The sequence below is a fragment of the Rhizobium sp. L43 genome (assembly GCF_002531725.1).
Taxonomy (GTDB): domain Bacteria; phylum Pseudomonadota; class Alphaproteobacteria; order Rhizobiales; family Rhizobiaceae; genus Rhizobium.
In genome coordinates this window covers 49,181-69,858 of record NZ_NWSQ01000008.1, presented here as the reverse complement: position 1 = coordinate 69,858, position 20,678 = coordinate 49,181, and the positions used below count along the sequence as shown (strand labels likewise).

The window sequence follows — 20,678 nt, the reverse complement described above, 5'->3', positions numbered from 1 at the left end:
AGTGGCATTCTACATACTACCGGTGAAACCCGACGATGGAAAGCAGCCGTCAAAGCATCGCGAACCCAGCCGACCCAGAAGAGACCAGCGGAACAGAGGAGAATGGCATGTCTGAGGCCTCCTTCTTCACCGACATGCTGCAGAGCATCACCGATCGCGGGCGCCAGCTGCTGTTTTCCGGCGCGCGTGCCACACAGGCCGCAGCCAAGGCCGATCTCCAGACGCTCTGTGAAATGCTGCTGTCGAGCCGTGGCGAAGCCTCGGGCATGGCGCTTGCAGCCGAGATCCTCGATCGCTGGGAGGCGCTCGACAGCGAGGGTGCGCAGGCATTCCTCAATATGCTGCATGAAAAATTCGGACCCGATACGGCCAGGCTCGACCAGGCGATCGAAACCTACCGCACCGATAAAAGCTCGGCTGCGGTTATTGCCCTTCACCAGGCGGCCGAGCCGCGGCGACCTGCGCCGATTGAACCACGCGCCGAACGGCACCGCCAAGCTTGTCCGGATGCGCCAGCAACTGCTGGCTTCCAAAGACCAATCCGAGGGTTATCACGCGCTTGATGCCGACTTTACCCATCTGTTCGGCTCCTGGTTCAATCGCGGCTTCCTGACGCTGCGCCCGATCGACTGGACGACGCCGGCTTACATCCTTGAAAAAATCATCAAATACGAAGCCGTGCACGAGATCGCCGGCTGGGAGGAGCTGCGCCGTCGTTTGGCGCCGGCCGACCGCCGATGCTTTGCCTTCTTTCACCCCCGGCTGGCCGACGAGCCGCTGGTGTTCGTCGAGGTGGCGCTGACACGATCGGTGCCGCGCGCAATTGGAGATGTGCTCGACGAGGGCAGGGAGCAGATCAATGCCGACGAGGCGACGACGGCCGTCTTCTATTCGATCTCCAACTGCCAGGATGGCCTGCGCGGAATCTCGTTCGGCAACTTCCTGATCAAGCAGGTCGTGGACGATCTGTGCAGAGACCTGCCCGGCCTGAAGAATTTCGTCACGCTGTCGCCGGTGCCGGGCTTTGCCCGTTGGCTTGCCAAGGCGCGCGCGGAAACGCCGTTGGCGCTGGACGATCCGAACTGGCCCGACGACGAGAAGACAGCGGCCGAAGTGGAGCGCGTATTGCTGCCGCTGGCGGCGCGCTATTTCCTGACCGAGCGGACGCCGGAGGGCCGCCCCGTCGACCCCGTCGCCCGCTTCCATCTCGGCAACGGCGCTCGACTGGAAAGACTGAATTTTCTCGGCGACCGCTCGGCCAAGGCGATGCAGCAGGCCCACGGCCTGATGGTCAACTACCTCTACAAGCTCGACGATATCGTGGCCAACCACGAGGCTCTCGCGCAGCGCGGTGAAGTGATTGCCTCGCCTGCGGTCAAAAGCCTGCTCAACCAGAATGACGAAAGCCGCCGCAGCGGCAATGGCCAGCAAGGCTCCCGGCCATTCGCACAGATAGTGAACTCAACGCTTGGAGGAGGGCGAAAGTGAGCAACCATCTTTTCGACGCCATGCGGGCGGCTGCGCCCGGTGACGCACCGTTCATCCGGATCGATGACACCCGCACATGGACTTATGACGACGCCTTCGCTCTTTCCGGCCGCATCGCCAGCGCGATGGACGCGCTCGGCATTCGCCCCGGCGACCGGGTGGCGGTGCAAGTCGAGAAAAGCGCCGAGGCATTGATCCTCTATCTCGCCTGTCTTCGAACCGGCGCCATCTACCTGCCGCTCAACACCGCCTATACGCTGGCTGAGCTCGATTACTTTATCGGCGATGCGGAGCCGCGTTTGGTGGTTGTTGCGCCGGCTGCCCGGGAAGGCGTGGAGACGATCGCCAAGCCCCACGGCGCGATCGTCGAAACGCTCGATGCCGATGGCAGCGGCTCGTTGCTGGATCTCGCACGCGATGAGCCGGCCGACTTTGTCGATGCCTCGCGCGCTGCCGATGATCTGGCTGCGATCCTCTACACGTCGGGAACGACGGGACGCTCCAAGGGGGCGATGCTCACCCATGGGAACCTGCTCTCGAACGCCCTGACCTTGCGGGATTATTGGCGCGTCACATCAGGCGACCGGCTGATCCATGCCTTGCCGATCTTTCACACGCATGGGCTGTTTGTCGCCACGAATGTCACACTGCTCGCCGGCGCCTCGATGTTCCTGCTGTCGAAGTTCGACGCCGACGAGGTCGTTTCACTGATGCCGCAGGCAACGATGCTGATGGGCGTGCCGACCTTCTACGTGCGCCTGCTGCAAAGTCCGCGCCTCGACGAGCAAGCGGTCGCCAACATCCGCCTGTTCATTTCCGGTTCGGCTCCCCTGCTTGCCGAAACCCATACCGAGTTCCAGGCTCGCACCGGTCACGCCATTCTCGAGCGCTACGGCATGACGGAAACCAATATGAACACGTCGAACCCCTATGAGGGGAAACGGATTGCCGGAACCGTCGGCTTCCCGCTGCCTGGTGTGACGGTGCGCGTCACCGACCCCGCCAGCGGGCTCGAGCTGCCGCCTGAAGAAACGGGAATGATCGAGATCAAAGGGCCGAACGTCTTCAAGGGCTATTGGTGCATGCCGGAAAAGACGGCGGCGGAGTTCACTTCAGATGGATTCTTCATCAGCGGCGATCTCGGCAAGATCGACCGGGACGGTTATGTCCACATTGTCGGCCGCGGCAAGGATCTGGTGATTTCGGGTGGATACAACATCTATCCGAAAGAGGTCGAGGGCGAGATCGACCAGATCGAGGGTGTGGTCGAAAGCGCTGTGATCGGTGTGCCGCATCCCGATTTCGGAGAAGGCGTGACCGCCGTCGTCGTCTGCAAGCCCGGCGCTGTCCTCGATGAAAAGACCATCGTCAGCGCCCTGCAGCAACGTCTCGCGCGCTACAAACAGCCCAAGCGCATCATCTTTGCCGAGGACCTGCCGCGCAACACGATGGGTAAGGTTCAGAAGAATATCCTGCGGCAGCAATACGCCGATCTTTATACCAGGAAGTAAGACGGCTGCGCCCTCTGGGAGGAGGGTGCGGCGACATTCCGCATCAAGCTTGAAACACAACAGCTACGGCGCTGGAGGCGTCGGAGGGAGGGGAATCATGGGTATTGAACTACTGGCCATAGGCCTGCTGGTCGCTATGTTCATCATTGCGACGATCCAGCCGATCAACATGGGTGCGCTCGCCTTTGCCGGCGCCTTCGTGCTCGGCTCTCTTGTTATCGGCATGAAAACCAACGATATATTTGCCGGCTTTCCGAGCGATTTGTTCCTGACGCTCGTCGCCGTCACCTATCTCTTCGCCATAGCCCAGATCAACGGCACGATCGACTGGCTCGTCGAATGTGCCGTCCGTCTGGTGCGCGGGCGGATCGGCCTGATTCCCTGGGTGATGTTCCTGGTCGCTGCCGTCATTACCGGTTTCGGTGCTCTGGGTCCCGCCGCGGTCGCCATTCTCGCACCCGTCGCTTTGAGCTTTGCCGTGCAGTACCGCATTCACCCGGTCATGATGGGCCTGATGGTGATCCACGGCGCGCAGGCCGGTGGCTTCTCGCCGATCAGCATCTATGGCGGTATCACCAATCAGATCGTGGCGAAGGCCGGCCTGCCTTTCGCGCCGACGTCGCTGTTTCTCTCCAGCTTCTTCTTCAACCTGGCGATCGCGGTGCTGGTCTTCTTCATTTTCGGCGGCGCAAAGGTGATGAAACAAGATCCAGCATCGCTTGGCCCCTTGCCCGAACTGCATCCCGAGGGCGTATCGGCGTCGATCAGAGGTCACGGCGGCACGCCGGCAAAACCGATCCGGGAACATGCCTATGGAACGGCTGCCGATACCGCGACGACGCTGCGCCTCAACAATGAGAGAATTACCACCTTGATCGGCCTGACGGCGCTCGGCATCGGCGCCCTGGTCTTCAAGTTCAACGTCGGCCTCGTCCCCATGACCGTGGCTGTCGCCCTGGCGCTCTTGTCACCGAAGACCCAGAAGGCGGCAATCGACAAGGTCAGCTGGTCGACCGTGCTGCTGATTGCCGGCATCATCACCTATGTCGGCGTCATGGAGAAGGCCGGGACTGTCGATTACGTGGCGAACGGCATATCCAGTCTCGGCATGCCGCTGCTGGTGGCGCTCCTGCTTTGCTTTACCGGCGCCATCGTCTCGGCCTTTGCCTCCTCGACCGCGCTGCTCGGCGCGATCATCCCGCTCGCCGTTCCATTCCTCCTGCAAGGGCATGTCAGCGCCATCGGTGTGGTCGCGGCGATCGCGATCTCGACGACGATCGTCGATACCAGCCCATTCTCCACCAACGGCGCCCTTGTCGTCGCCAATGCGCCGGATGACAGGCGAGAGCAGGTGCTGCGACAGCTGCTGATCTACAGCGCGCTGATCGCGATCATCGGCCCAATCGTTGCCTGGCTGGTGTTCGTCGTGCCGGGTCTGGTCTGACGGCGGGTTGCTGCCCCCAACAATCGTGTGCCGAGCCCCGTTCGGCACACGATCGCTGCGACTGCGATGAGAGATCGCTCACTCGTGCCGTGCCGCTGCGACTCCTGGGCCATGTAAGACCAAAGCCCTATGCCGGAACGAGCCTGCGCAGATGACGTTCAGCCGATAGCCGAAAGAGCTGAGGAGCTGTCGATGCGCCACGATTTTTGGGACCAGCCGGTTGAGGTCATCATTGGGGATGGCGACCACCTCAAGAGTATCCGCAGCAGCAGGGACGCGCTCGCATATCTCATGACCTGTTGGCCGCGCAAGAAAGCGGCATCCTTCGCCGCGGCGAAGAGGATCTGCACGGATGCCGTCGACGGGCGAGCCGATTCATCCGCGGCTGCACTGGCATTCAAAGTTGCGGCGGAAGAAGCCGGCGTCCTGCGTTAGCGAACGTTGCATGGGCCGGCGAAGCTGCGGATAGTCGATGCCTCGATCATGCCGACCACCGTCTCGAGCAGCACCACCTCGCCGGGGCCGAGAAGTCGGGCGAGAGCATTGTATCAGGGGCGTAAATAGCCCATGTGTCAGATGTGAATGCGCGGAAAATTCTTGCCGTCCCGGGTACCCCAAAAACGGCAGTATAACCTCGATCGCCGTCGTGACGGCTTGAGGCAACCAGGCATTCGCGCCTGGGAATCGTGACGACGAGCCCAACCCGCTCAACGCGGGCTGGGAATCTTCGTTTTTCGATCAGATGGTCGAGACGTTCTCAGCCTTCGATTTTCCGGTCTTGCGGTCCTGTCCGACCTCGAAGCTGACCTTGTCACCTTCGCGGAGCGAACCGCCGCGTTGCAACGCAGACACGTGCACGAACACGTCCTGTCCGCCGTCTTCCGGGGTAATAAAGCCGAAGCCCTTGTCGTCATTGAAGAATTTAACCGTACCTGTCGGCATAAGATAACCATTCCTTGTATCGTGCGTCGATTTGCGAAGGCGAAACTATAGCACCGCCGCTCGTCTATCAACCTGCATTAGCCAGCGCAAATTTAAACGTAGCGCCGCATCAGCTCCGACGAAGCTCAATGCGGCTCGTAACGACCGATCGACCTGTCGCTGGATCGGTGTCGACTGTTGTGAGGCGCATGCCGGACGCCCCAACTTTTTCGATCGTCATATGGGCACGTCGATCGCCATTTACCTCTTTCGCCCATTTTATCGCGAGGTTTATGGCATCACCATTGCGCCTCCCGCCAAGCCCCGCGGTGCCGCTTCCGGCGCCCACATAGGAGCCGGTGTATCTGTCGCCGCTGGCCTTGAGGTTGGCGCTGATGACCCGGGAAAAAACCATGAGGCTGGTGCAGCGCCCATTGAGCGAAAGCGACCTCGCATTCGTATCCGACTTAAACTGGCAAGTGACTTTCATGACGGGTGCGTTTGTCCGCACTTTCACCGTCCCCTTGCCGTTCCAACTTCCCGCAAGTGTTTTCAAAAAAGCCGATTCGTCGGCATTGGCGACGCCGGCCATTGCCATTGACGCCGTGGCAACAGCGATAGCGCATGCAAAAACCTTGAACATGTGAGTCATATTCGGACCGCGCAACATCAGGACCGTCACTCTCGGCTGTTGAGGAGGAAGGCGGTCATATAACCGCCGCACGTTGATTTCGTTCCATACGCGAAGCATCGTTTGGGCACGCAGATATTGCCTGCGCACTCGATCGAGTCGCTAGAGCGCCCAATCATCCCAATTTTTAATTTCGGCGGCTTTATCCTCTCGGCAAATCGTTTCTAGTGCCAGCGAGGCGCGACTAGGGTGCCTTTGTTTATGCCGCAGGATTGCAAATTGGCGGGACGGCAGGGGGAAACGCGCCTTGACCAGCAGACCTTGCGTCAAGAGCGGCGCGGCCACGGCGCCCGACACGACCGTCGCGCAGAGGCCTTCCCTTGCTGCCGATATGACCGCCTCGTTCGATGGCAGTTCAAGCGCGACGGCCAGATTTTCGGGGCCGATGCCGAGACTGGAAATCGCCGCCTCGAAAGCCGACCGGGTTCCGGAACCCTTTTCGCGCATGACCCATTTTGTGCTCGAAACCAGGTCCGCCGGTGCAATTGATTTGCCGCGCGCCCAGGGATGGCGCGGCCCGACGACGATCAGGAGTTCGTCATCGGCAAGGGGCTGAACATTCAGTGCCGGCTCATCGACGCTGCCTTCGACGAAGCCGACCTCGGCCAATCCTTCGAGCACCGCTTTTGCCACCGTGGTCGTGTTGCCGATCATCAGCTTCAGATCGATGCCGGGGTAGCGGATCTTGAAACGCATCAACATCGCCGGCAGCCAATAGCTTGCGATCGTCTGACTGGCAAAAACGACCAGTTCACCCTTTTGCAAGCCGCCGAGATCGGACAAGACGAGCGCTGCGGCTTTTGCGCGTGCGAGCGTCGCTCTTGCCTCTCCCAGAAACACCCGTCCTTCAGATGTCAGCTCTATGCGGCGTCCGACGCGATGGAAAAGCTCGACGCCATAGGAGGTCTCGAGATTGCGGATAGCCGAGCTGACGGCCGATGGCGTCAGCCCGATCGCGGAGGCGGCGTTGGTCAAGTGCTCGCGTTCGGCAACCGCTACGAAAATGGAGAGCTGTTCGAAGGTCATGATTCAATCGTTCGATTTTACCGAATAAATCCTACTAAACTATTCAATAGAAGTCGACAATTGAGTGTGGGACAGTGCGGCATTCCGCAAGGTCTTGCCGATGCTCATCTCTGCCTCACGTCCCCTGTCTCTTCTTTCCGTCCTGCCGGGCCTTGTCCTTTGTGGGGCAGTCACGTTCATTGCACACTTGGTTGAGCAGCTGCAGATCATGATTTTCGGCTCGCATTGGATCGAGAGCCTCGTGCTTGCTATTCTGATCGGCATTGTCGTGCGCTCTTCGATCCGGCTGCCGCGGACCTTCGTTCCCGGCATTCAATTCGCCGCCAAGACGCTTCTCGAGATTGCGGTGGTGTTGTTGGGCGCTTCGCTCAGCACGGCTGCCGTCCGTCAGGCCGGACTGCCGCTCGTCGGCGGAATTGCCGTTCTGGTTGCTCTGTCTTTGGCCGGCAGCTTTCTGATCGGGCGGCTCTTCGGGCTGTCGATCAGTCTGGCGATGTTGGTTGCTTGCGGCAACTCGATCTGCGGCAATTCTGCAATTGCCGCTGCAGCGCCGGTGATCGGCGCCAAACCGGACGAGATCGCCGCGTCGATAGCCTTTACCGCGCTGCTGGGCATCGGTGCAGTGCTGACGCTGCCGCTTCTTCACCTGTTCTTTAGTCTCAGCGCCGTTCAATACGGCGTTTTCGCAGGAGTGACAGCCTATGCCGTCCCGCAGGTATTGGCGGCCACGGCCTCTGCCGGCGCCGTCAGCACCCAGGTGGGCACGCTCGTCAAACTGATCCGCGTGATGATGCTCGGACCCGTCATCCTTCTGCTCGTTGCAGTTCACGGCCGCCGTGCTGGCGGCTCTGCAGTCAATCTCCGCCATGTCCTCCCATGGTTCATCCTCGGTTTTGCAGCGATGGCGACGCTTCGTTCCCTCGATGCGATCCCGGCGCCGTTGCTGCCCGGGATGTCGGCTGTCTCCGCCGCCTTCACCGTCACCGCCATGGCCGCTTTGGGTCTCTCCGTTGATGTCAGATCCGTCGCCCATACCGGCGGTCGGGTCCTCGCAGCGGCGGCGCTGTCGCTATTGGCGTTGGCAGCTCTTGGGCTTTGCCTGATCGGGCTGCTGAATATCGGCTGATCGAGGCAACTTGCCCAAAATACCGGCAAAGATTCCAGTTGCCTTCCAAACGATCGGCGGCTAGCCTGTATATACAGGCCGGGGAAGCAAAGATCGTCATGCAGGTCATCTCTTCACAGCAAGCTGCGGATCTTCTCGAAGACGGGATGACGGTCGCTGCTTCGGGTTTTGGAGGATGCTGCCATCCCGAGGCGATCACGGCGGCGGTCGAGAAGCGCTTCCTCGCCTCCGGAAAACCGCGCAACCTGACACTTCTGTTTGCTGCCAGCACCGGCGATCGTCAGACGCGCGGCATGGGGCATTTTGGCTATGAAGGCCTTGTCGCCTGCGTGATCGCCGGGGGGTGGCGCGGTACGCCGCGCCTTGGCAGGCTGGCGATCGAGGAAAAGATCGAAGCGCATTGCTGGCCGCAAGGCGTCGTCGCCCAGCTCTACCGGGCGATTGCCGCCGGCCAGCCGGGAGTGGTCACCCATATCGGGCTCGGCTCTTTTATGGATCCGCTGCATGGCGGCGGCCGCATGAATGCGACGACGCCGCGGGCGCTTGTCGAGCGCGTGTCGTTGCGCGGCAAGGAATGGCTGCTTTATCCGTCAATGCCGCTCGACTGCGTGCTGTTGCGCGGCACGACGGCCGACGAAGACGGCAATATCACCCTCGAGGACGAGGCCTTTCCGCTCGATGTGCTCGCCATGGCCCAGGCAGGCCGAAACTCCGGCGGTATCGTCGTCGTGCAGGTCAAGCGGATTGCCGAGCGCGGCTCGCTGCCGCCCAACGACGTTCGCATCCCGGCAGTGCTGGTCGATTATGTCGTGGTCTGCGATGATCCGGCTGAGCACGGCATCAGCTTCGCCGAGACCGACAATATCGCCTATACCGGCCGCGTCCGGATGGCGCTGAGCCGTCTGCAGCCGGCACCGCTCTCGGCCGATAAGATTATTCAGCGCCGCGCCTTCCTGGAACTGGCGCCGCTCAATCGTCCGACGATCAACCTCGGCATCGGCATCGCCGCCGGGATCGGCCGCATCGCCGGCGAAGAGGGATTCGACGATTATACGGTGACGATCGAATCCGGCGTCATCGGTGGCGTGCCGGCCGAGGAGCTGTCCTTCGGCGCCGCAGTCAATCCGAGCGCCGTCATCCCACAGGCATCACAGTTCGACTTTTACGACGGCGGCGGCCTCGATATCGCCTTCCTCGGCATGGCCGAGGTGGATCGGCATGGTGCGGTCAATGTCAGCCGTTTCAACAATTCCATCGTCGGGGTCGGCGGCTTCACCAATATTTCGCAGACGGCCAAGCACGTTGTCTATCTCGGCGCATTTTCGGCCGGCGGCGCGGAAGTTGCGGTTGCCGACGGCCGCCTCGACATCACCAGGGACGGCAGAGTCTGCAAGATCGTCGACCAGGTCGACCAGATCAGTTCGAGCCCCGCCTTTGCCCCGGAAGGCCAGTCACAGCTCGTCGTCACCGAGCGTGCCGTCTTTCGGGTGATCGACGGATGCCTGACGTTGATGGAGTTTGCCCCCGGCATCGATCTTGCCGCCCATGTTCTCGACCGCCTGCCGAAAGGCGTCGCGGTGTCGGATCAGCTGAAACAGATGGATGCGCGCCTGTTTTCGAACCAGGCTATGAGGGACTTTGCCCCATGAAAATCGATGGCGCCGTCATTATCGTCACGGGGTCGGCAACGGGTGTCGGGGCCGCATGCGCAAAACAATTCGCCGAGCGCAGTGCCCGGGTGGTCGTCAACTACAACAGCAGCAAGAAAGAGGCCGATGAGACCGGCGATGTCTGCCGCAGTCTCGGCGCGGAGGTCGAAATCGTCCAGGCCGACGTTGCCGATGACGCGGCCTGCCGCCGCATGGTCGCGACTGCCGTCAAACGATGGGGTCGGCTCGACGCCCTGGTGAATAACGCCGCAATGACGGTTAAATCGGATCCTTTCGATCTGGAGACATTGTCGGCCGAAGATTTTCAGAATGTCTTCGGCGTCAATGTCATCGGCGCCTATCAGATGTGCCGGGCGGCTGTGCCTGCCATGCGGGACAGCGGCGGCGGTGCGATCGTCAATGTCTCATCCAATGTCGCCTTTACCGGCGGCGGCAGCTCGCTTGCCTATACGGCCTCCAAGGGCGCGCTCAATGCGCTGACCTTGGCCCTGGCGCGCACCTGCGGTCCCGATATCCGGGTGAACGCGGTTTGCCCTGGCATTATCGATACGCGCTGGATGCGCGACACGCTCGGGCCGGATGCCTATGGCGTCATTGCCAAGCGATTTTCGGAAAGCGCGCCGCTCGGCCGTGTGGCGACACCGGAAGATGTTGCCGGCGCCATTGTCTGGCTTGTGCAGGGGGCAGACTTCGTCACCGGTGAATTGCTTTCCGTCGACGGCGGTATCCGCCTGTCCGGTGGCGTTCGCAAACCCGTGGCATCCGACGGAGCCGCATCGTGACCCTGTCGGCCCAATCCATCCTCGATTTTCCGGTGCCGCAAGCGACGCATGTGGTCACCGCAAGGGATGCCATTCTCTATGCCCTGTCGGTCGGCTACGGCATCAACGCGCTCGACGAGAAGGCATTGAACTACGTCTATGAACGCGATCTCGTGACCGCGCCGACGCTTGCCAATATCGTGGCGCATCCGGGCCCGTGGATGCAGCAGACGGGCGTGGACTGGGCGCGTCTGGTGCATTCCGAACATCGCCTGACGATCCATCGGCCGGTCCCCCTCGATGTACCGCTGATCTCCCGGTCGCACGTCTTGTCGGTGGTCGACCGCGGCGTCGAGAAAGGCATGTTCGTCAGCTTCGAGCGGCTGATCGCAACCGCAAACGGTGACGAGCCGATCGCGACGATCGTCCAGACGAACGCCTGCCGCGGCGACGGTGGATGCGGGTCTGCGGGGTCTGCGCCTGAACCCTTGTCCAAAGTCCCCGACCGAGAGCCGGACTTCGAATTCAATATCGACATTCCGGCAAATGCCGCTCTGCTTTATCGCCTGAACGGCGATCTCAATCCGCTGCATATCGACCCGCAGGCAGCCGCCAGGAGCGGTTTCGACCGGCCGATCCTGCATGGGCTCTGCAGCTTCGGTTATGCGGGCTACGCCATTGTCGCTGCTATCGATCCAAGCATGGCCAGCGGCTTGAGCGCCATCGCGGCGCGGTTCAGCGCGCCGATCTTTCCCGGCGAAACGATCACCGTGCAGATGTGGCGGAACGATGCCGAGATTCGCTTCAGGGGGATCGTCGCGTCACGGGGCGTGACCATCCTCGACAATGGCATGGCGAGGCTGTCATGACGAAAGCGGTCAAACCGGCCGGCCGCGAGGCGCGCCATTATATCAGGATCAAGGAGCGGATCCTGGCCGACATCGCCGAGGGCAAGCTGCGGCCGGGAGACCGAGTATCCTCCGAAAGCGAACTGGTGGCGGCATTCGGCGTCAGCCGCATGACGGCGAACCGGGCGCTGCGGGAGTTGATGTTCGAGGGTGTGCTGAAGCGATCCGCCGGCATCGGAACCTTCGTGTCGCCAAAACATCTCGACGTCGATCTGCTTCAAATCCGCAACATCGCCGACGAAATACTGGAGCGGGGTCACACGCATAAGGCGGCGATCGTCAAGGCCGGCTCGATGAAGGCGGATGCCAACGTTGCCGACGCGCTCGAACTGCCCCTCGGAGCTGCGGTGATGCATTCGCTGATCGTGCACCTGGAAAACGATGAGCCCATTCAGGTCGAGGAGCGCTACGTCAATCCGCTGATCGCGCCCGACTATCTGTCGACCGATTTCAGCAGCATGACGCCGAACGAATATCTGACCAAGGTGGCGCCGATCACGGCATTTGAACATGTCGTCCAGGCCGTCAAACCGGATACGGCGGTCCGCAAATATCTCGGCCTGAAAAATGATCATCCTTGCCTGCGTGTCTTTCGAAGGACTTGGTCGGGCGAGGCCGTCGTGACATGCGCGCTGCTGTATTATCCCGGCGCGCAATATCGGCTCGAAGCACGCTCGACCAAAGGTCCCTGTAAACCCGTCGCCATTCTCGGAGAGAAACAGTGAGCGCCCCCCATTCTCCATCGGTCACCCTCAGCGCGGCGCCGCCGACGATCGAGGACATCGCAGCAATTGCCCGTCGTCACGCCAGGATCGAAATCTCCGCCGAGGTTGAGGCCCGGATTGCGGCGGCGCGCGCCGTCGTCGATCGCTATACGGAAAAGGATCTGCCGGTCTATGGCCTGACGACGGGACTGGGAGCGGGGGTCGATACACGACTTGCAACGGAGGATCTGGTGGCCTTCCAGATGCGTGTGCCGCAAGCCCGCGCGGTCGGCGTCGGACAACCGCTAGCACAGGAATCCGTGCGGGCGATGATGGCCGTCAGGGCCGCCGGCATGGCGGCAGGCGGTTCCGGCGTTTCGCTGAAAGTCTTCCAAGGTCTGATCGCCGCCATCAATGCAGGTCTTCATCCCGTCGTCCCGTCATTGGGCTCGATCGGTGCGGCGGATCTGGCTCCGCTTGCCCATATGAGCCGGGCACTGCTTGGCTTCGGCGAGATCGAGCTTGGCGGCGACGTGCTGCCGGCCGCCGCCGCTCTTGAACGGGCCGGCCTGAAGCCTCTCGAATTGGCGCCGAAGGACGGGCATGCGCTTGTCGTGGCCAACAGCCTCTCCATCGGCCTTGCCTGCTTGGCGCTTGAGGATATCGAACGGCTCTTCGATTGGTCCCTGAAGGCGATTGCCGTTAATTTCGAAGCCTTCCGGGCCAATGTCAGCGTCTTCGACGATCGCGCCCTGGCTGCGAGACCAGCCTTCGGGCAGCGCCGCGTCGCGGCTCAACTGATGGAGCTGCTTTCGGGAAGCTCCTTGCTTGCCGCCGATGCCGCAAGACGTCTCCAGGATCCTTTGAGCTACCGCTGCACGCCGCAGGTCTGGGGCGCGTTGAGGCATGCGATCGACGAGGCAAGGCAGGCGACGGAGATAGATCTCGTCAGCTCCAGCGACAATCCGGTCGTGATCGCCTCCGAGGGCGTCATTCTTGCACACGGCAATTTCGACATGACCGCCTTTGTGCTTGCCTGGGAAAGGCTGGGGCAGGCGATGGCGCATTGCGCGGCAGGCACCGCCTATCGGATCATGAAAATCATGTCGCCCGGCATGTCCGACCTCCCACGCTTCCTGACCCCGATGGGCCAGAGCCGGACCGGTTTTGCGACCGTGCAAAAGACCGTCTCGGCCATGGAAGCCGAAATCCGCCATCTCGCCATGCCGGTTTCGCTCTCGCCCTTTCCTGTCGCCGATGGCATCGAAGACCAGGCGTCGATGGCGCCGAGCGTTTTGGTAAAGACCCAGGCGATCGTCGAGCGCCTGCGCTATCTTGTCGCCATCGAACTGATCGCCTCAGTACAGGCCATCGAGCTGCGCGGTGTCTCGGGCGAATTGGGCAAGGGATCGGTTGAGGCCTATGCATTCGTGCGCAGCCACGTGCCGCCGCTTGAAGAGGATCGCGCGCAAGGGCCGGATTTTGCGACGATTGCCGCATTGATCGGGCGTGGCCCGCAATAAGCCGGTTCGCCACCGCCCCGGCAAGAAGGGCAGGGCGCCGACCGGTCATGCCGACGGTTATTCCGGGGAATGCCGTCGGTTCGTTCATTGAAAAGTCAACAAGAGGGAATGGTTATGAAAAATTGGACAAAAGGCATCTTTGCAGCCGGCATCATGGCAGCCGGCATGTTCCAGTCTGCATCCGCGGAGACCATCAAGGTCGGCAGCAAGAATTTCACCGAGCAGTTCATCCTCGCCGAAATGTATGCCGCCGTTTTGGAAAATGCCGGCATCACCGTCGAGCGCAAGATCAACCTCGGCGGCACGCTGATTGCTCACCAGGCATTGGTAGCCGGCGAGATCGATCTCTATCCGGAATATACCGGCACGGCGCTCGCTTCCGTCGTCAAGGGCGAGATGTCGACCGATGCCGACAAGGTCTATACGCAGGTCAAGGACTTCTACGCCAAGCAGTTCAACCTCACATGGCTGAAGCCGAGCGGCATCAACAATGGCTATGTCATCGTGGTCCGGCAGGAAACTGCGCAGGCCAACAATCTGAAAAGCCTGTCGGATCTCGCCAAGGTTTCGAAGACCCTGGTCTTCGGCGGCGGCGCTGAATTTCCGGACCGCGCCGATGGCCTGCCCGGCCTCAAGCGTGTCTACGACGCCGAGTTCAAGGAGTTCAAGCAGTTTGCCAAGCTTGGCCTTCGTTATGACGCGCTGGAACAAAAGGACATTGACGTCGCCAATGGCGCCGCGACCGACTGGCAGATCGGCTCGAAGAACCTCGTGCCGTTGGCAGACGACAAGGGTCTGTTTCCGCCCTACTATGTGGCCCCCGTTGTCCGTCAGGACGTGCTGAAGGTCAACCCGAAGGTAGCAGACCTGCTGGAAGCGGTCGGCTCCCATCTCGACAATGAGAAGATGCGGGTCCTCAATGCCAAGGTCGAGACCGATCACGAGGAAGCCAAGGACGTGGCGGTCGATTTCCTCAAGGAAAACGGCCTGCTGCCGAAATGATTGTCATGCCCCGCGGCCGGGTATCGATCCGGCCGCGGGCTGTCGCGACGATCCCTACCGGTATTTGTTGGAAAATCCGTCCGGTGGCAGCCGGACAGGAATGTGGAGAAACGGGAAATGCAGGAAATCTGGATCGATTATCTCAACGCCCTCGATGCCAAGGCGCTGGCGCTGACCAATGACGAGATTCTCGATGCGGTGTCGATGGCGCTGGAGGCGCAGGGCAGGGGCGAAACCGTTATCGAACCGCGTGTCCATCTTGTGCCGGAGAGCTCCGACAAAGGCCATTTCAACGTACTTCGCGGCTATGTCAAAGCGCTGAACTATGCCGGCGTCAAAGTCGTTGGCGACTTCGTCGACAACTACAAGGTCGATCTGCCTTCGGAGCTTGCGGTGCTCAACCTGTTCGACCCGAACACCGGCGTGCCGAAGGCCATCATCGACGCAACCGATATCACCGACATGCGCACCGGCGCCGTGACCGCGCTTGGCGCAAAATATCTCGCCCGCAAGAGCAGCAAGGTGCTCGGCCATATCGGCGCACGCGGAACCTCTTACTGGAACGTCCGGCTTCTCGACCATCTGTTCGACTTCGAAGAAATCCGCGTGCATTCGCGCCGCCCGGAAAGCCGCAATGCCTTCGCCAAGCGTCTTGAGGCGGATATCGGCAAGAAGATCATCGTCACCGACAATTGGGAGGATTGCCTCAAGGGCGCCGACATCATGGTCGAGGCCAGCCGCCTGCCGGAACCGGCGCCGCTGTTCAAGACCGAATGGGTGAAGAAAGGGGCCTTCGTCGTGCCCTATGGCACGATGAGCGCGCTCGAATTCGATCTCACCGACATCATGGACAAGGTCGTCGTCGACGATTGGGGGCAATGCGGTCCCGGCAAACCGTTCGGAGCGCTGCGCCGTCACGTCGACGAGGGCAAGGTGACCGCCGAGAACCTGCATGCCGAAATCGGCCAGATCGTCTGCGGCCTGAAGCCCGGCCGCGAAAGCGATGAGGAAACGATCCTGTTCTGGCATCGCGGCCTCAGCACGACCGATGTGGCGCTCGGCGCCGCCATGGTCGACAAGGCCAGAGAGATGAAGATCGGCCAGCGGCTGCGGTTCGCATAATTGCCATGGTCATGTCCAAGCCGATCGCCTGTTCGAGAATGTATAATCTCAGTCCACGCATTCGCGGCCTGTGGGACGCGCTGTTTGCGCTGGTCGGCGCACGTTCCGGCGTCGAACTCGAGATCATTGCTCATGCAGCACCGGCGCCTCTGTCGGAGTTATGGGCGAGGCCGGACATGGGAGCGGTCTTCATGTGCGGCTATCCGTTTTCGCGCATGTCCGAGGGCGCCAGGCCGGCTGTGCTTGCTGCACCCGTCTCGAGCGAGGCATGGTCTTTGGATCAGCCGCTCTATGCCAGCCATATCCTTGTCGCCTCCACCGGGCCAGTGAAGGCGGTGGCGGATCTCGCTGCCGCGCGCTGGGGCTGGACCGTGCGCGATTCCCAATCGGGCTATCACGCGGCGCGTTCCTTCCTTGCCGGCCGATTTGCGGACAAGATGAAGCAAAGTGCAACGGTCGGACCGCTGCTCAACCCGTCAGGCATCGTCGCAGCCCTCAGGGACGGCAGGATCGATGTGGGCGCGATCGACGCTTACGCCTTCCAATTGTTGCAGATGCACGAACCCGACGCGATCGATGGTCTCCGCATTCTGGCGACGACCGATCCGCTTCCTGCGCCGCTATTGGTTGCCGCGCAGACATTGCCGTCGAACATCGCCGCAGCGTTGCAGCGGAACCTGGCGACATTGCATGAAACGCCCGAGGGAGCGGCGGTTTTGGACCGGCTCGGCCTCAGGCGATTTTCGGCGGTGGCTCCGTCGGCCTACGATGTTCTGCCGCTAAGAGCCGACGACGCCGATCGCAGATTGGGGATCTCATGGTAGACAGGCAAAAGAGCGCCCCGATGCGGAGGTCTCGACGATGAAATGGGTCCCCAAACATCTCGACAGGCTGTTCGACGCGCTGGTGGAGCACCTCTATCTGGTTTTTTCCTCGGTCGGCATTGCCCTGGTGATCTCGCTGATCGTCGGAATATGGGCGGCGAGGCGGCCGCGGAGTTTTACGGCGATCGTCATCTTCACCGGTATCCTGTTCGCCGTGCCGAGCCTGGCGCTGTTTGCGCTTCTGATCCCCATCATGGGCATCGGGGCGGCACCCGCGATTACCGGTCTTGCCGCCTATTCGCTGATGATCCTGATCCGCAATATCGGCATGGGGTTTCAGGCCATTCCGCGTGACATATTGGAAGCTGCCGACGGCATGGGCTATGGCCCTGCACGGCGGATCTGGGAAGTCGAGCTGCCGCTGGCGATGCCCTATATCGTCGGCGGCATCCGCATTGCCATGGTGACGGTCATCGGCATTGCCACCGTTGCCGCCTATATCAATGCCGGCGGGCTCGGCGTCATCATTTTCGAAGGCATCGACCAGCGCTTTCCCGAAAAGATCATCGCAGGCGGGCTGCTGACGTCATTTCTGGCGCTCTTTACCGACTACTGTTTTGCATCGTTCGAAAAACTGCTGCGCCGGCGCAGCGGGGGTAAGGCAGCATGATCGTCATCGATGCGTTCAGCTGGATCTTCAACAATTCCGGCACCTTCTTCAATGCGTTCAATCGCCATCTGCTGATGTGCGCCCTGTCGCTCGGCATCGCCTTCGTCATTGCCGTGCCACTCGGATTTGCCGTCGCACGGGCACCGCGCGCCGCCTTTGCAGTGGTCAATATTGCCGGCGCCTTGCGCTCTATCCCGAGCCTGGCGATCCTGTCGGCGACGATGCCTTTTCTCGGCATCGGATTGCTGCCATCGGTGATCGCCCTCATCGTCCTCGCCGTTCCGCCGCTATTGCTGAACACGATCATCGGCATTCGCGAGATCGACGCCTCGGTGATCGATGCGGCTGATGGAATGGGCATGAGCGCCGGGCAGATGCTGTGGGAGATCGAACTTCCCTTGGCCATTCCGTCTATTCTGTCGGGCGTCAGGACGAGTGCCATCCAGGTTATCGGCGGGGCGGCGCTGGCCTCCTTCATCGGCGGCGGCGGGCTTGGCGATTTCATCAATGCCGGCATTGCGATCATGAATATGCCGCGCCTTCTCGTCGGAGCGGTGCCGATCGCCCTGCTGGCAATCTTTGCGGAATTGGCGTTCGGCGCCCTGGAGCGCCTCTTCACTCAACGGCGCTGAGCGGCCGAAAGCGGATATCAGGATGATTCATCTCGATCATGTTACCAAGACGTACGACGGAAGCGGCCCGCATGCGGTCGACAATCTCGATCTCCTGATCGAGACCGGCACGACGGTTGCCCTGATCGGTCCTTCGGGTTGCGGCAAGACCACGACCATGCGGATGATCAACCAATTGGAGACCCCCACGACGGGACGCGTGCTGGTCGATGGCAGGGATATCGCGCAGGTCGATCAGAAGGAGCTGCGCCGCAGCATCGGCTATGTCATCCAGCAGGTCGGTCTGTTTCCGCATATGTCGATTGCGCGCAATGTCGCAACCGTGCCGCGGCTTCTCGGCTGGGAAAAGGCGCGCAGCGATCGCCGCGTCGACGAGCTCCTCGATCTCGTCGGGCTCGATCCGGCCATCATGCGGCAGCGCCTGCCGCATGAATTGTCGGGCGGGCAGCGTCAGCGTGTCGGTTTCGCCCGCGCTCTCGCCGCCGACCCCGCAATCATGCTGATGGACGAACCGTTCGGCGCGATCGATCCGATCACCCGCGTTCGGCTTCAGGACGAATTCCGCGATATTCTGAGGAAGGTGAAGAAGACCGTCGTCATCGTCACGCATGACCTCGACGAGGCCATCAAGATGGGCGATCGCATCGCGATCATGCGGGATGGCCGCCTCCTTCAATATGACAGCCCGCAGGAAATCCTCGCGCGTCCCGTCAATGAATTCGTCGAGAGTTTCCTCGGTCCCGACCGAGCCATAAAAAGGCTGAGCTTGATTGCCGTATCGACGATCATGACCGCGCCGGAACCGTCCAACGGCGATGCCGAGATCGCCGCCGACGCCACGGTTCACGACGCCTTGGCGCTCATCCTCTCCGGTGAGATGCCCGGCCTGCACGTCAGGGCCGCCGATGGAACGCTAGCGGGATATCTGTCTCGTGACACCTTGTTGCGCGCCAATCGGCTGTAGACTTCACCTGCCGCGCAGATGCGAGCGCCGGCGCCGAGGATTCGAGCCGTCCATATCGGGGCTCAACGCGTTGGCTCGCCGCGGCGCGCACGCCTCCGAGAAGATCAACGCACGAATAGTGACCACACACGCTGAAAGGGATTGCAGATCGCCGTCCTCAGGTTGTAGATCGGTATCGCACAAGGGGATTGTGTAAGCCGGTCGGTGACGTCACTCGCTCGCTCATCACGGCCGCTGTCTGAAGCTTTATCGGCGCGCTGCGCTGTCACACGAGGGGTCCGCGCCGTTGTCTTCGCTTGTTCTCCCTAGCCGCCCGCTTTCATTGGCGCGCGACGTCATTTCCACGCCGAACGCTTACTTCTGGGCAACGCCCGTTATCCTGGCATTGGCTGTCTTTCTCTTCATCTGGGAAGCGCCGGGCGTGATCCGCGATTTCCAGATCAGCCAGAATCCTTTGGTGCTCGAAGATGGCGACGTCCAAAACGGCCGATGCACGACACGCAAGGCGGTCTTTACCGACTGCGAGGCACGCCTTGTCTATAGCTACGGTGGACGAAACTATGACACCGAGGTCGAGATCATGTTCGTCGATTTCCACACCGGTGATTACGAAACCGGTCTTGTGATTTCGGCCGATCATCCGGAACTCGCGACGATGAGCCTGGGTCTGGATATGCTCTGGAACAGGATCATCACGCTCGCTCTGTTTGTGATCCTGCTTGGCGGCACGAGCCTGGGGACGATTTTTCTCGCTATTCGCATTTGGCGGGTCAAGGGCCAATTGCGCCGGCCTGCCAGGCTGATCCCCGTCCCGGTCGAGATTAGCGCATTCGACCGCAAACGCGGCGTCCTTTCCATCACCTACAATGACAAGATTGCCGCCGACAAAACGGGGCGATCGGCTTACACGCGCATGAAAAGCGGACAGGAGCCGCTGATCGTCGGCGAAGCCAATGGCAAGGCGATTGGACTGGCCGTCAGGCACGGCAGCACGGCCCTGCCGGTGCTTCTGGACGATCGTCTGCAGCGCGTCGAGCTGACCGATGCCGAGCGCACTGCGGCTCTTGCACCCCTGGGCTATCAGCAAGAGGGCGATCAGAGCAGGCCGGTGTTGATCGAAGAACCCGCAAGGACGGTATCGATCTGGAGGCGGCTGCAGCTTTTCTTCGGTGTGTTGCTTCTGATTTTCGTCGGTGTGGTCGGCTTCTGGCTTTGGTACGTGACGAGCTCCTCGACACAATTCCAATCGCCCGGCATGGACATCAACAATCTGATGCCCGCGCCGTTAAACGAGTGGGGATGCGAGCAGCTGAAGAAGCGGTTTGGTCAGGATCGTGCGCCGTTTGGGTGCGTGGCGGCCGATTACACCAGCTGGAAATAGAAATGACCTGCGCTGTTTGACCGGGCTTCGTCGCCGAAACGGGCAAGCAGCGCCGGCGCCGCGGCGGGTCATCCCGGTTTCCGTGCGTAAAACGCTGTTCCATGCTTCGTTGTTTGGATTATGCGGTATGCGTCCCATTTAAGCTTCAGGCCGGCCGCCTTGATGCACTGTGCGAAGTCGTCCCGGCGCCAGTAGGTCATATGGTCGGCGCCGCTCGTCTCTCAATCTCCAGCGTGCATCGTCACCAGGAAGACCCCTCCGGGGCGCAGCGCGGCGACGATCGTTTCGAGGACTCCCGATCAAATAAAGG

Annotated in this window: 19 protein-coding genes and 2 pseudogenes; 17 read left to right on the top strand and 4 right to left on the bottom strand. The window is 61.4% G+C overall.

What is annotated here, in order from left to right; translation table 11 throughout:
* Positions 1-107 precede the first annotated feature (107 nt).
* The 4 genes and pseudogenes from CO667_RS12280 (at position 108) to CO667_RS12265 (ending at position 4,878) form a co-directional block, all read left to right on the top strand.
* Positions 108-1,488: pseudogene (locus CO667_RS12280) on the top strand (malonyl-CoA decarboxylase).
* Complete coding sequence (locus tag CO667_RS12275) at positions 1,485-2,999, top strand: malonyl-CoA synthase (RefSeq protein WP_097618631.1); 1,515 nt, start codon at positions 1,485-1,487, stop codon at positions 2,997-2,999. The pseudogene CO667_RS12280 and the gene CO667_RS12275 overlap by 4 nt, the downstream one beginning before the upstream one ends.
* A 97-nt stretch (positions 3,000-3,096) precedes the next feature.
* Complete coding sequence (locus CO667_RS12270; RefSeq protein WP_097618630.1) at positions 3,097-4,443, top strand: SLC13 family permease; 1,347 nt, start codon at positions 3,097-3,099, stop codon at positions 4,441-4,443.
* A 192-nt stretch (positions 4,444-4,635) separates the two neighbouring features.
* Positions 4,636-4,878: a DUF982 domain-containing protein gene (locus CO667_RS12265; protein WP_097618629.1), complete on the top strand. Its 243-nt coding sequence runs from the start codon at positions 4,636-4,638 to the stop codon at positions 4,876-4,878.
* Between the two features lie 303 nt (positions 4,879-5,181).
* Here the strand turns inward: CO667_RS12265 and CO667_RS12260 are convergent, their stop codons facing one another.
* The 3 genes from CO667_RS12260 to CO667_RS12250 all read right to left on the bottom strand — a co-directional run bounded on the left by CO667_RS12260 (position 5,182) and on the right by CO667_RS12250 (position 7,081).
* Positions 5,182-5,385: a cold-shock protein gene (locus CO667_RS12260; protein ID WP_097618628.1), complete on the bottom strand. Its 204-nt coding sequence runs from the start codon at positions 5,383-5,385 to the stop codon at positions 5,182-5,184.
* A 109-nt stretch (positions 5,386-5,494) separates the two neighbouring features.
* Positions 5,495-6,007 carry a hypothetical protein gene (locus CO667_RS12255; protein ID WP_097618782.1) on the bottom strand — a complete coding sequence of 171 codons (513 nt, stop codon included), beginning with the start codon at positions 6,005-6,007 and terminating at the stop codon, positions 5,495-5,497.
* A 150-nt stretch (positions 6,008-6,157) separates the two neighbouring features.
* Positions 6,158-7,081, bottom strand: a complete 924-nt coding sequence (locus CO667_RS12250) for a LysR family transcriptional regulator (RefSeq protein ID WP_097618627.1) — start codon at positions 7,079-7,081, stop codon at positions 6,158-6,160.
* Positions 7,082-7,181: 100 nt separating this feature from the next.
* Here CO667_RS12250 and CO667_RS12245 point away from each other — a divergent pair, with 100 nt between their 5' ends.
* The 13 genes from CO667_RS12245 (at position 7,182) to CO667_RS12185 (ending at position 20,368) form a co-directional block, all read left to right on the top strand.
* Entirely contained in the window at positions 7,182-8,207 is a 1,026-nt protein-coding gene (locus tag CO667_RS12245) for a putative sulfate exporter family transporter (protein ID WP_097618626.1), read from the top strand.
* A gap of 98 nt (positions 8,208-8,305) precedes the next feature.
* Positions 8,306-9,856, top strand: coding sequence for a CoA-transferase (locus CO667_RS12240; RefSeq protein ID WP_097618625.1), 1,551 nt, complete (start codon positions 8,306-8,308; stop codon positions 9,854-9,856).
* Positions 9,853-10,659: an SDR family oxidoreductase gene (locus CO667_RS12235; RefSeq protein ID WP_097618624.1), complete on the top strand. Its 807-nt coding sequence runs from the start codon at positions 9,853-9,855 to the stop codon at positions 10,657-10,659. Before CO667_RS12240 ends, CO667_RS12235 begins: the two co-directional genes overlap by 4 nt.
* Positions 10,656-11,507 carry a MaoC family dehydratase gene (locus CO667_RS12230; protein ID WP_097618623.1) on the top strand — a complete coding sequence of 284 codons (852 nt, stop codon included), beginning with the start codon at positions 10,656-10,658 and terminating at the stop codon, positions 11,505-11,507. Before CO667_RS12235 ends, CO667_RS12230 begins: the two co-directional genes overlap by 4 nt.
* Positions 11,504-12,271: a histidine utilization repressor gene (hutC, locus tag CO667_RS12225; RefSeq protein ID WP_097618622.1), complete on the top strand. Its 768-nt coding sequence runs from the start codon at positions 11,504-11,506 to the stop codon at positions 12,269-12,271. Before CO667_RS12230 ends, hutC begins: the two co-directional genes overlap by 4 nt.
* Positions 12,268-13,773, top strand: coding sequence for a histidine ammonia-lyase (gene hutH / locus CO667_RS12220; protein ID WP_097618621.1), 1,506 nt, complete (start codon positions 12,268-12,270; stop codon positions 13,771-13,773). The genes hutC and hutH overlap by 4 nt, the downstream gene beginning before the upstream one ends.
* 69 nt (positions 13,774-13,842) lie before the next feature.
* Positions 13,843-14,775 carry a glycine betaine ABC transporter substrate-binding protein gene (locus CO667_RS12215; protein ID WP_179874124.1) on the top strand — a complete coding sequence of 311 codons (933 nt, stop codon included), beginning with the start codon at positions 13,843-13,845 and terminating at the stop codon, positions 14,773-14,775.
* A 117-nt stretch (positions 14,776-14,892) separates the two neighbouring features.
* Positions 14,893-15,897 (top strand): ornithine cyclodeaminase family protein, encoded by a 1,005-nt coding sequence (locus CO667_RS12210; protein WP_097618619.1) that lies wholly within the window; start codon positions 14,893-14,895, stop codon positions 15,895-15,897.
* A gap of 5 nt (positions 15,898-15,902) precedes the next feature.
* The gene (locus tag CO667_RS12205; RefSeq protein ID WP_097618618.1) at positions 15,903-16,721 is read left to right on the top strand and encodes a PhnD/SsuA/transferrin family substrate-binding protein; all 819 of its coding nucleotides are present in this window, start codon (positions 15,903-15,905) and stop codon (positions 16,719-16,721) included.
* A gap of 37 nt (positions 16,722-16,758) precedes the next feature.
* Complete coding sequence (locus tag CO667_RS12200; RefSeq protein ID WP_097618617.1) at positions 16,759-17,391, top strand: ABC transporter permease; 633 nt, start codon at positions 16,759-16,761, stop codon at positions 17,389-17,391.
* Positions 17,388-18,023, top strand: a complete 636-nt coding sequence (locus CO667_RS12195) for an ABC transporter permease (protein ID WP_097618616.1) — start codon at positions 17,388-17,390, stop codon at positions 18,021-18,023. Before CO667_RS12200 ends, CO667_RS12195 begins: the two co-directional genes overlap by 4 nt.
* Before the next feature lie 22 nt (positions 18,024-18,045).
* Entirely contained in the window at positions 18,046-18,987 is a 942-nt protein-coding gene (locus tag CO667_RS12190) for an ABC transporter ATP-binding protein (protein WP_097618615.1), read from the top strand.
* A gap of 286 nt (positions 18,988-19,273) precedes the next feature.
* The gene (locus CO667_RS12185) at positions 19,274-20,368 is read left to right on the top strand and encodes a hypothetical protein (RefSeq protein ID WP_097618614.1); all 1,095 of its coding nucleotides are present in this window, start codon (positions 19,274-19,276) and stop codon (positions 20,366-20,368) included.
* Between the two features lie 68 nt (positions 20,369-20,436).
* On the opposite strand, the pseudogene CO667_RS35850 reads toward CO667_RS12185, so the two are convergent.
* Positions 20,437-20,661 (bottom strand): annotated as a pseudogene (locus tag CO667_RS35850) (methyltransferase type 12); the annotation flags it as partial.
* Between the last annotated feature and the right edge of the window lie 17 nt (positions 20,662-20,678).

Bases quoted from the DNA above. Each gene is read 5' to 3' on its own strand.
- CO667_RS12270 (WP_097618630.1), top strand. From the start codon at position 3,097: ATGGGTATTGAACTACTGGCCATAGGCCTGCTGGTCGCTATGTTCATC.
- CO667_RS12265 (WP_097618629.1), top strand. From the start codon at position 4,636: ATGCGCCACGATTTTTGGGACCAGCCGGTTGAGGTCATCATTGGGGAT.
- CO667_RS12260 (WP_097618628.1), bottom strand. From the start codon at position 5,385: ATGCCGACAGGTACGGTTAAATTCTTCAATGACGACAAGGGCTTCGGC.
- CO667_RS12255 (WP_097618782.1), bottom strand. From the start codon at position 6,007: ATGTTCAAGGTTTTTGCATGCGCTATCGCTGTTGCCACGGCGTCAATG.
- CO667_RS12250 (WP_097618627.1), bottom strand. From the start codon at position 7,081: ATGACCTTCGAACAGCTCTCCATTTTCGTAGCGGTTGCCGAACGCGAG.
- CO667_RS12245 (WP_097618626.1), top strand. From the start codon at position 7,182: ATGCTCATCTCTGCCTCACGTCCCCTGTCTCTTCTTTCCGTCCTGCCG.
- CO667_RS12240 (WP_097618625.1), top strand. From the start codon at position 8,306: ATGCAGGTCATCTCTTCACAGCAAGCTGCGGATCTTCTCGAAGACGGG.
- CO667_RS12235 (WP_097618624.1), top strand. From the start codon at position 9,853: ATGAAAATCGATGGCGCCGTCATTATCGTCACGGGGTCGGCAACGGGT.
- hutC (WP_097618622.1), top strand. From the start codon at position 11,504: ATGACGAAAGCGGTCAAACCGGCCGGCCGCGAGGCGCGCCATTATATC.
- CO667_RS12215 (WP_179874124.1), top strand. From the start codon at position 13,843: ATGCCGTCGGTTCGTTCATTGAAAAGTCAACAAGAGGGAATGGTTATG.
- CO667_RS12210 (WP_097618619.1), top strand. From the start codon at position 14,893: ATGCAGGAAATCTGGATCGATTATCTCAACGCCCTCGATGCCAAGGCG.
- CO667_RS12205 (WP_097618618.1), top strand. From the start codon at position 15,903: ATGGTCATGTCCAAGCCGATCGCCTGTTCGAGAATGTATAATCTCAGT.
- CO667_RS12200 (WP_097618617.1), top strand. From the start codon at position 16,759: ATGAAATGGGTCCCCAAACATCTCGACAGGCTGTTCGACGCGCTGGTG.
- CO667_RS12195 (WP_097618616.1), top strand. From the start codon at position 17,388: ATGATCGTCATCGATGCGTTCAGCTGGATCTTCAACAATTCCGGCACC.
- CO667_RS12190 (WP_097618615.1), top strand. From the start codon at position 18,046: ATGATTCATCTCGATCATGTTACCAAGACGTACGACGGAAGCGGCCCG.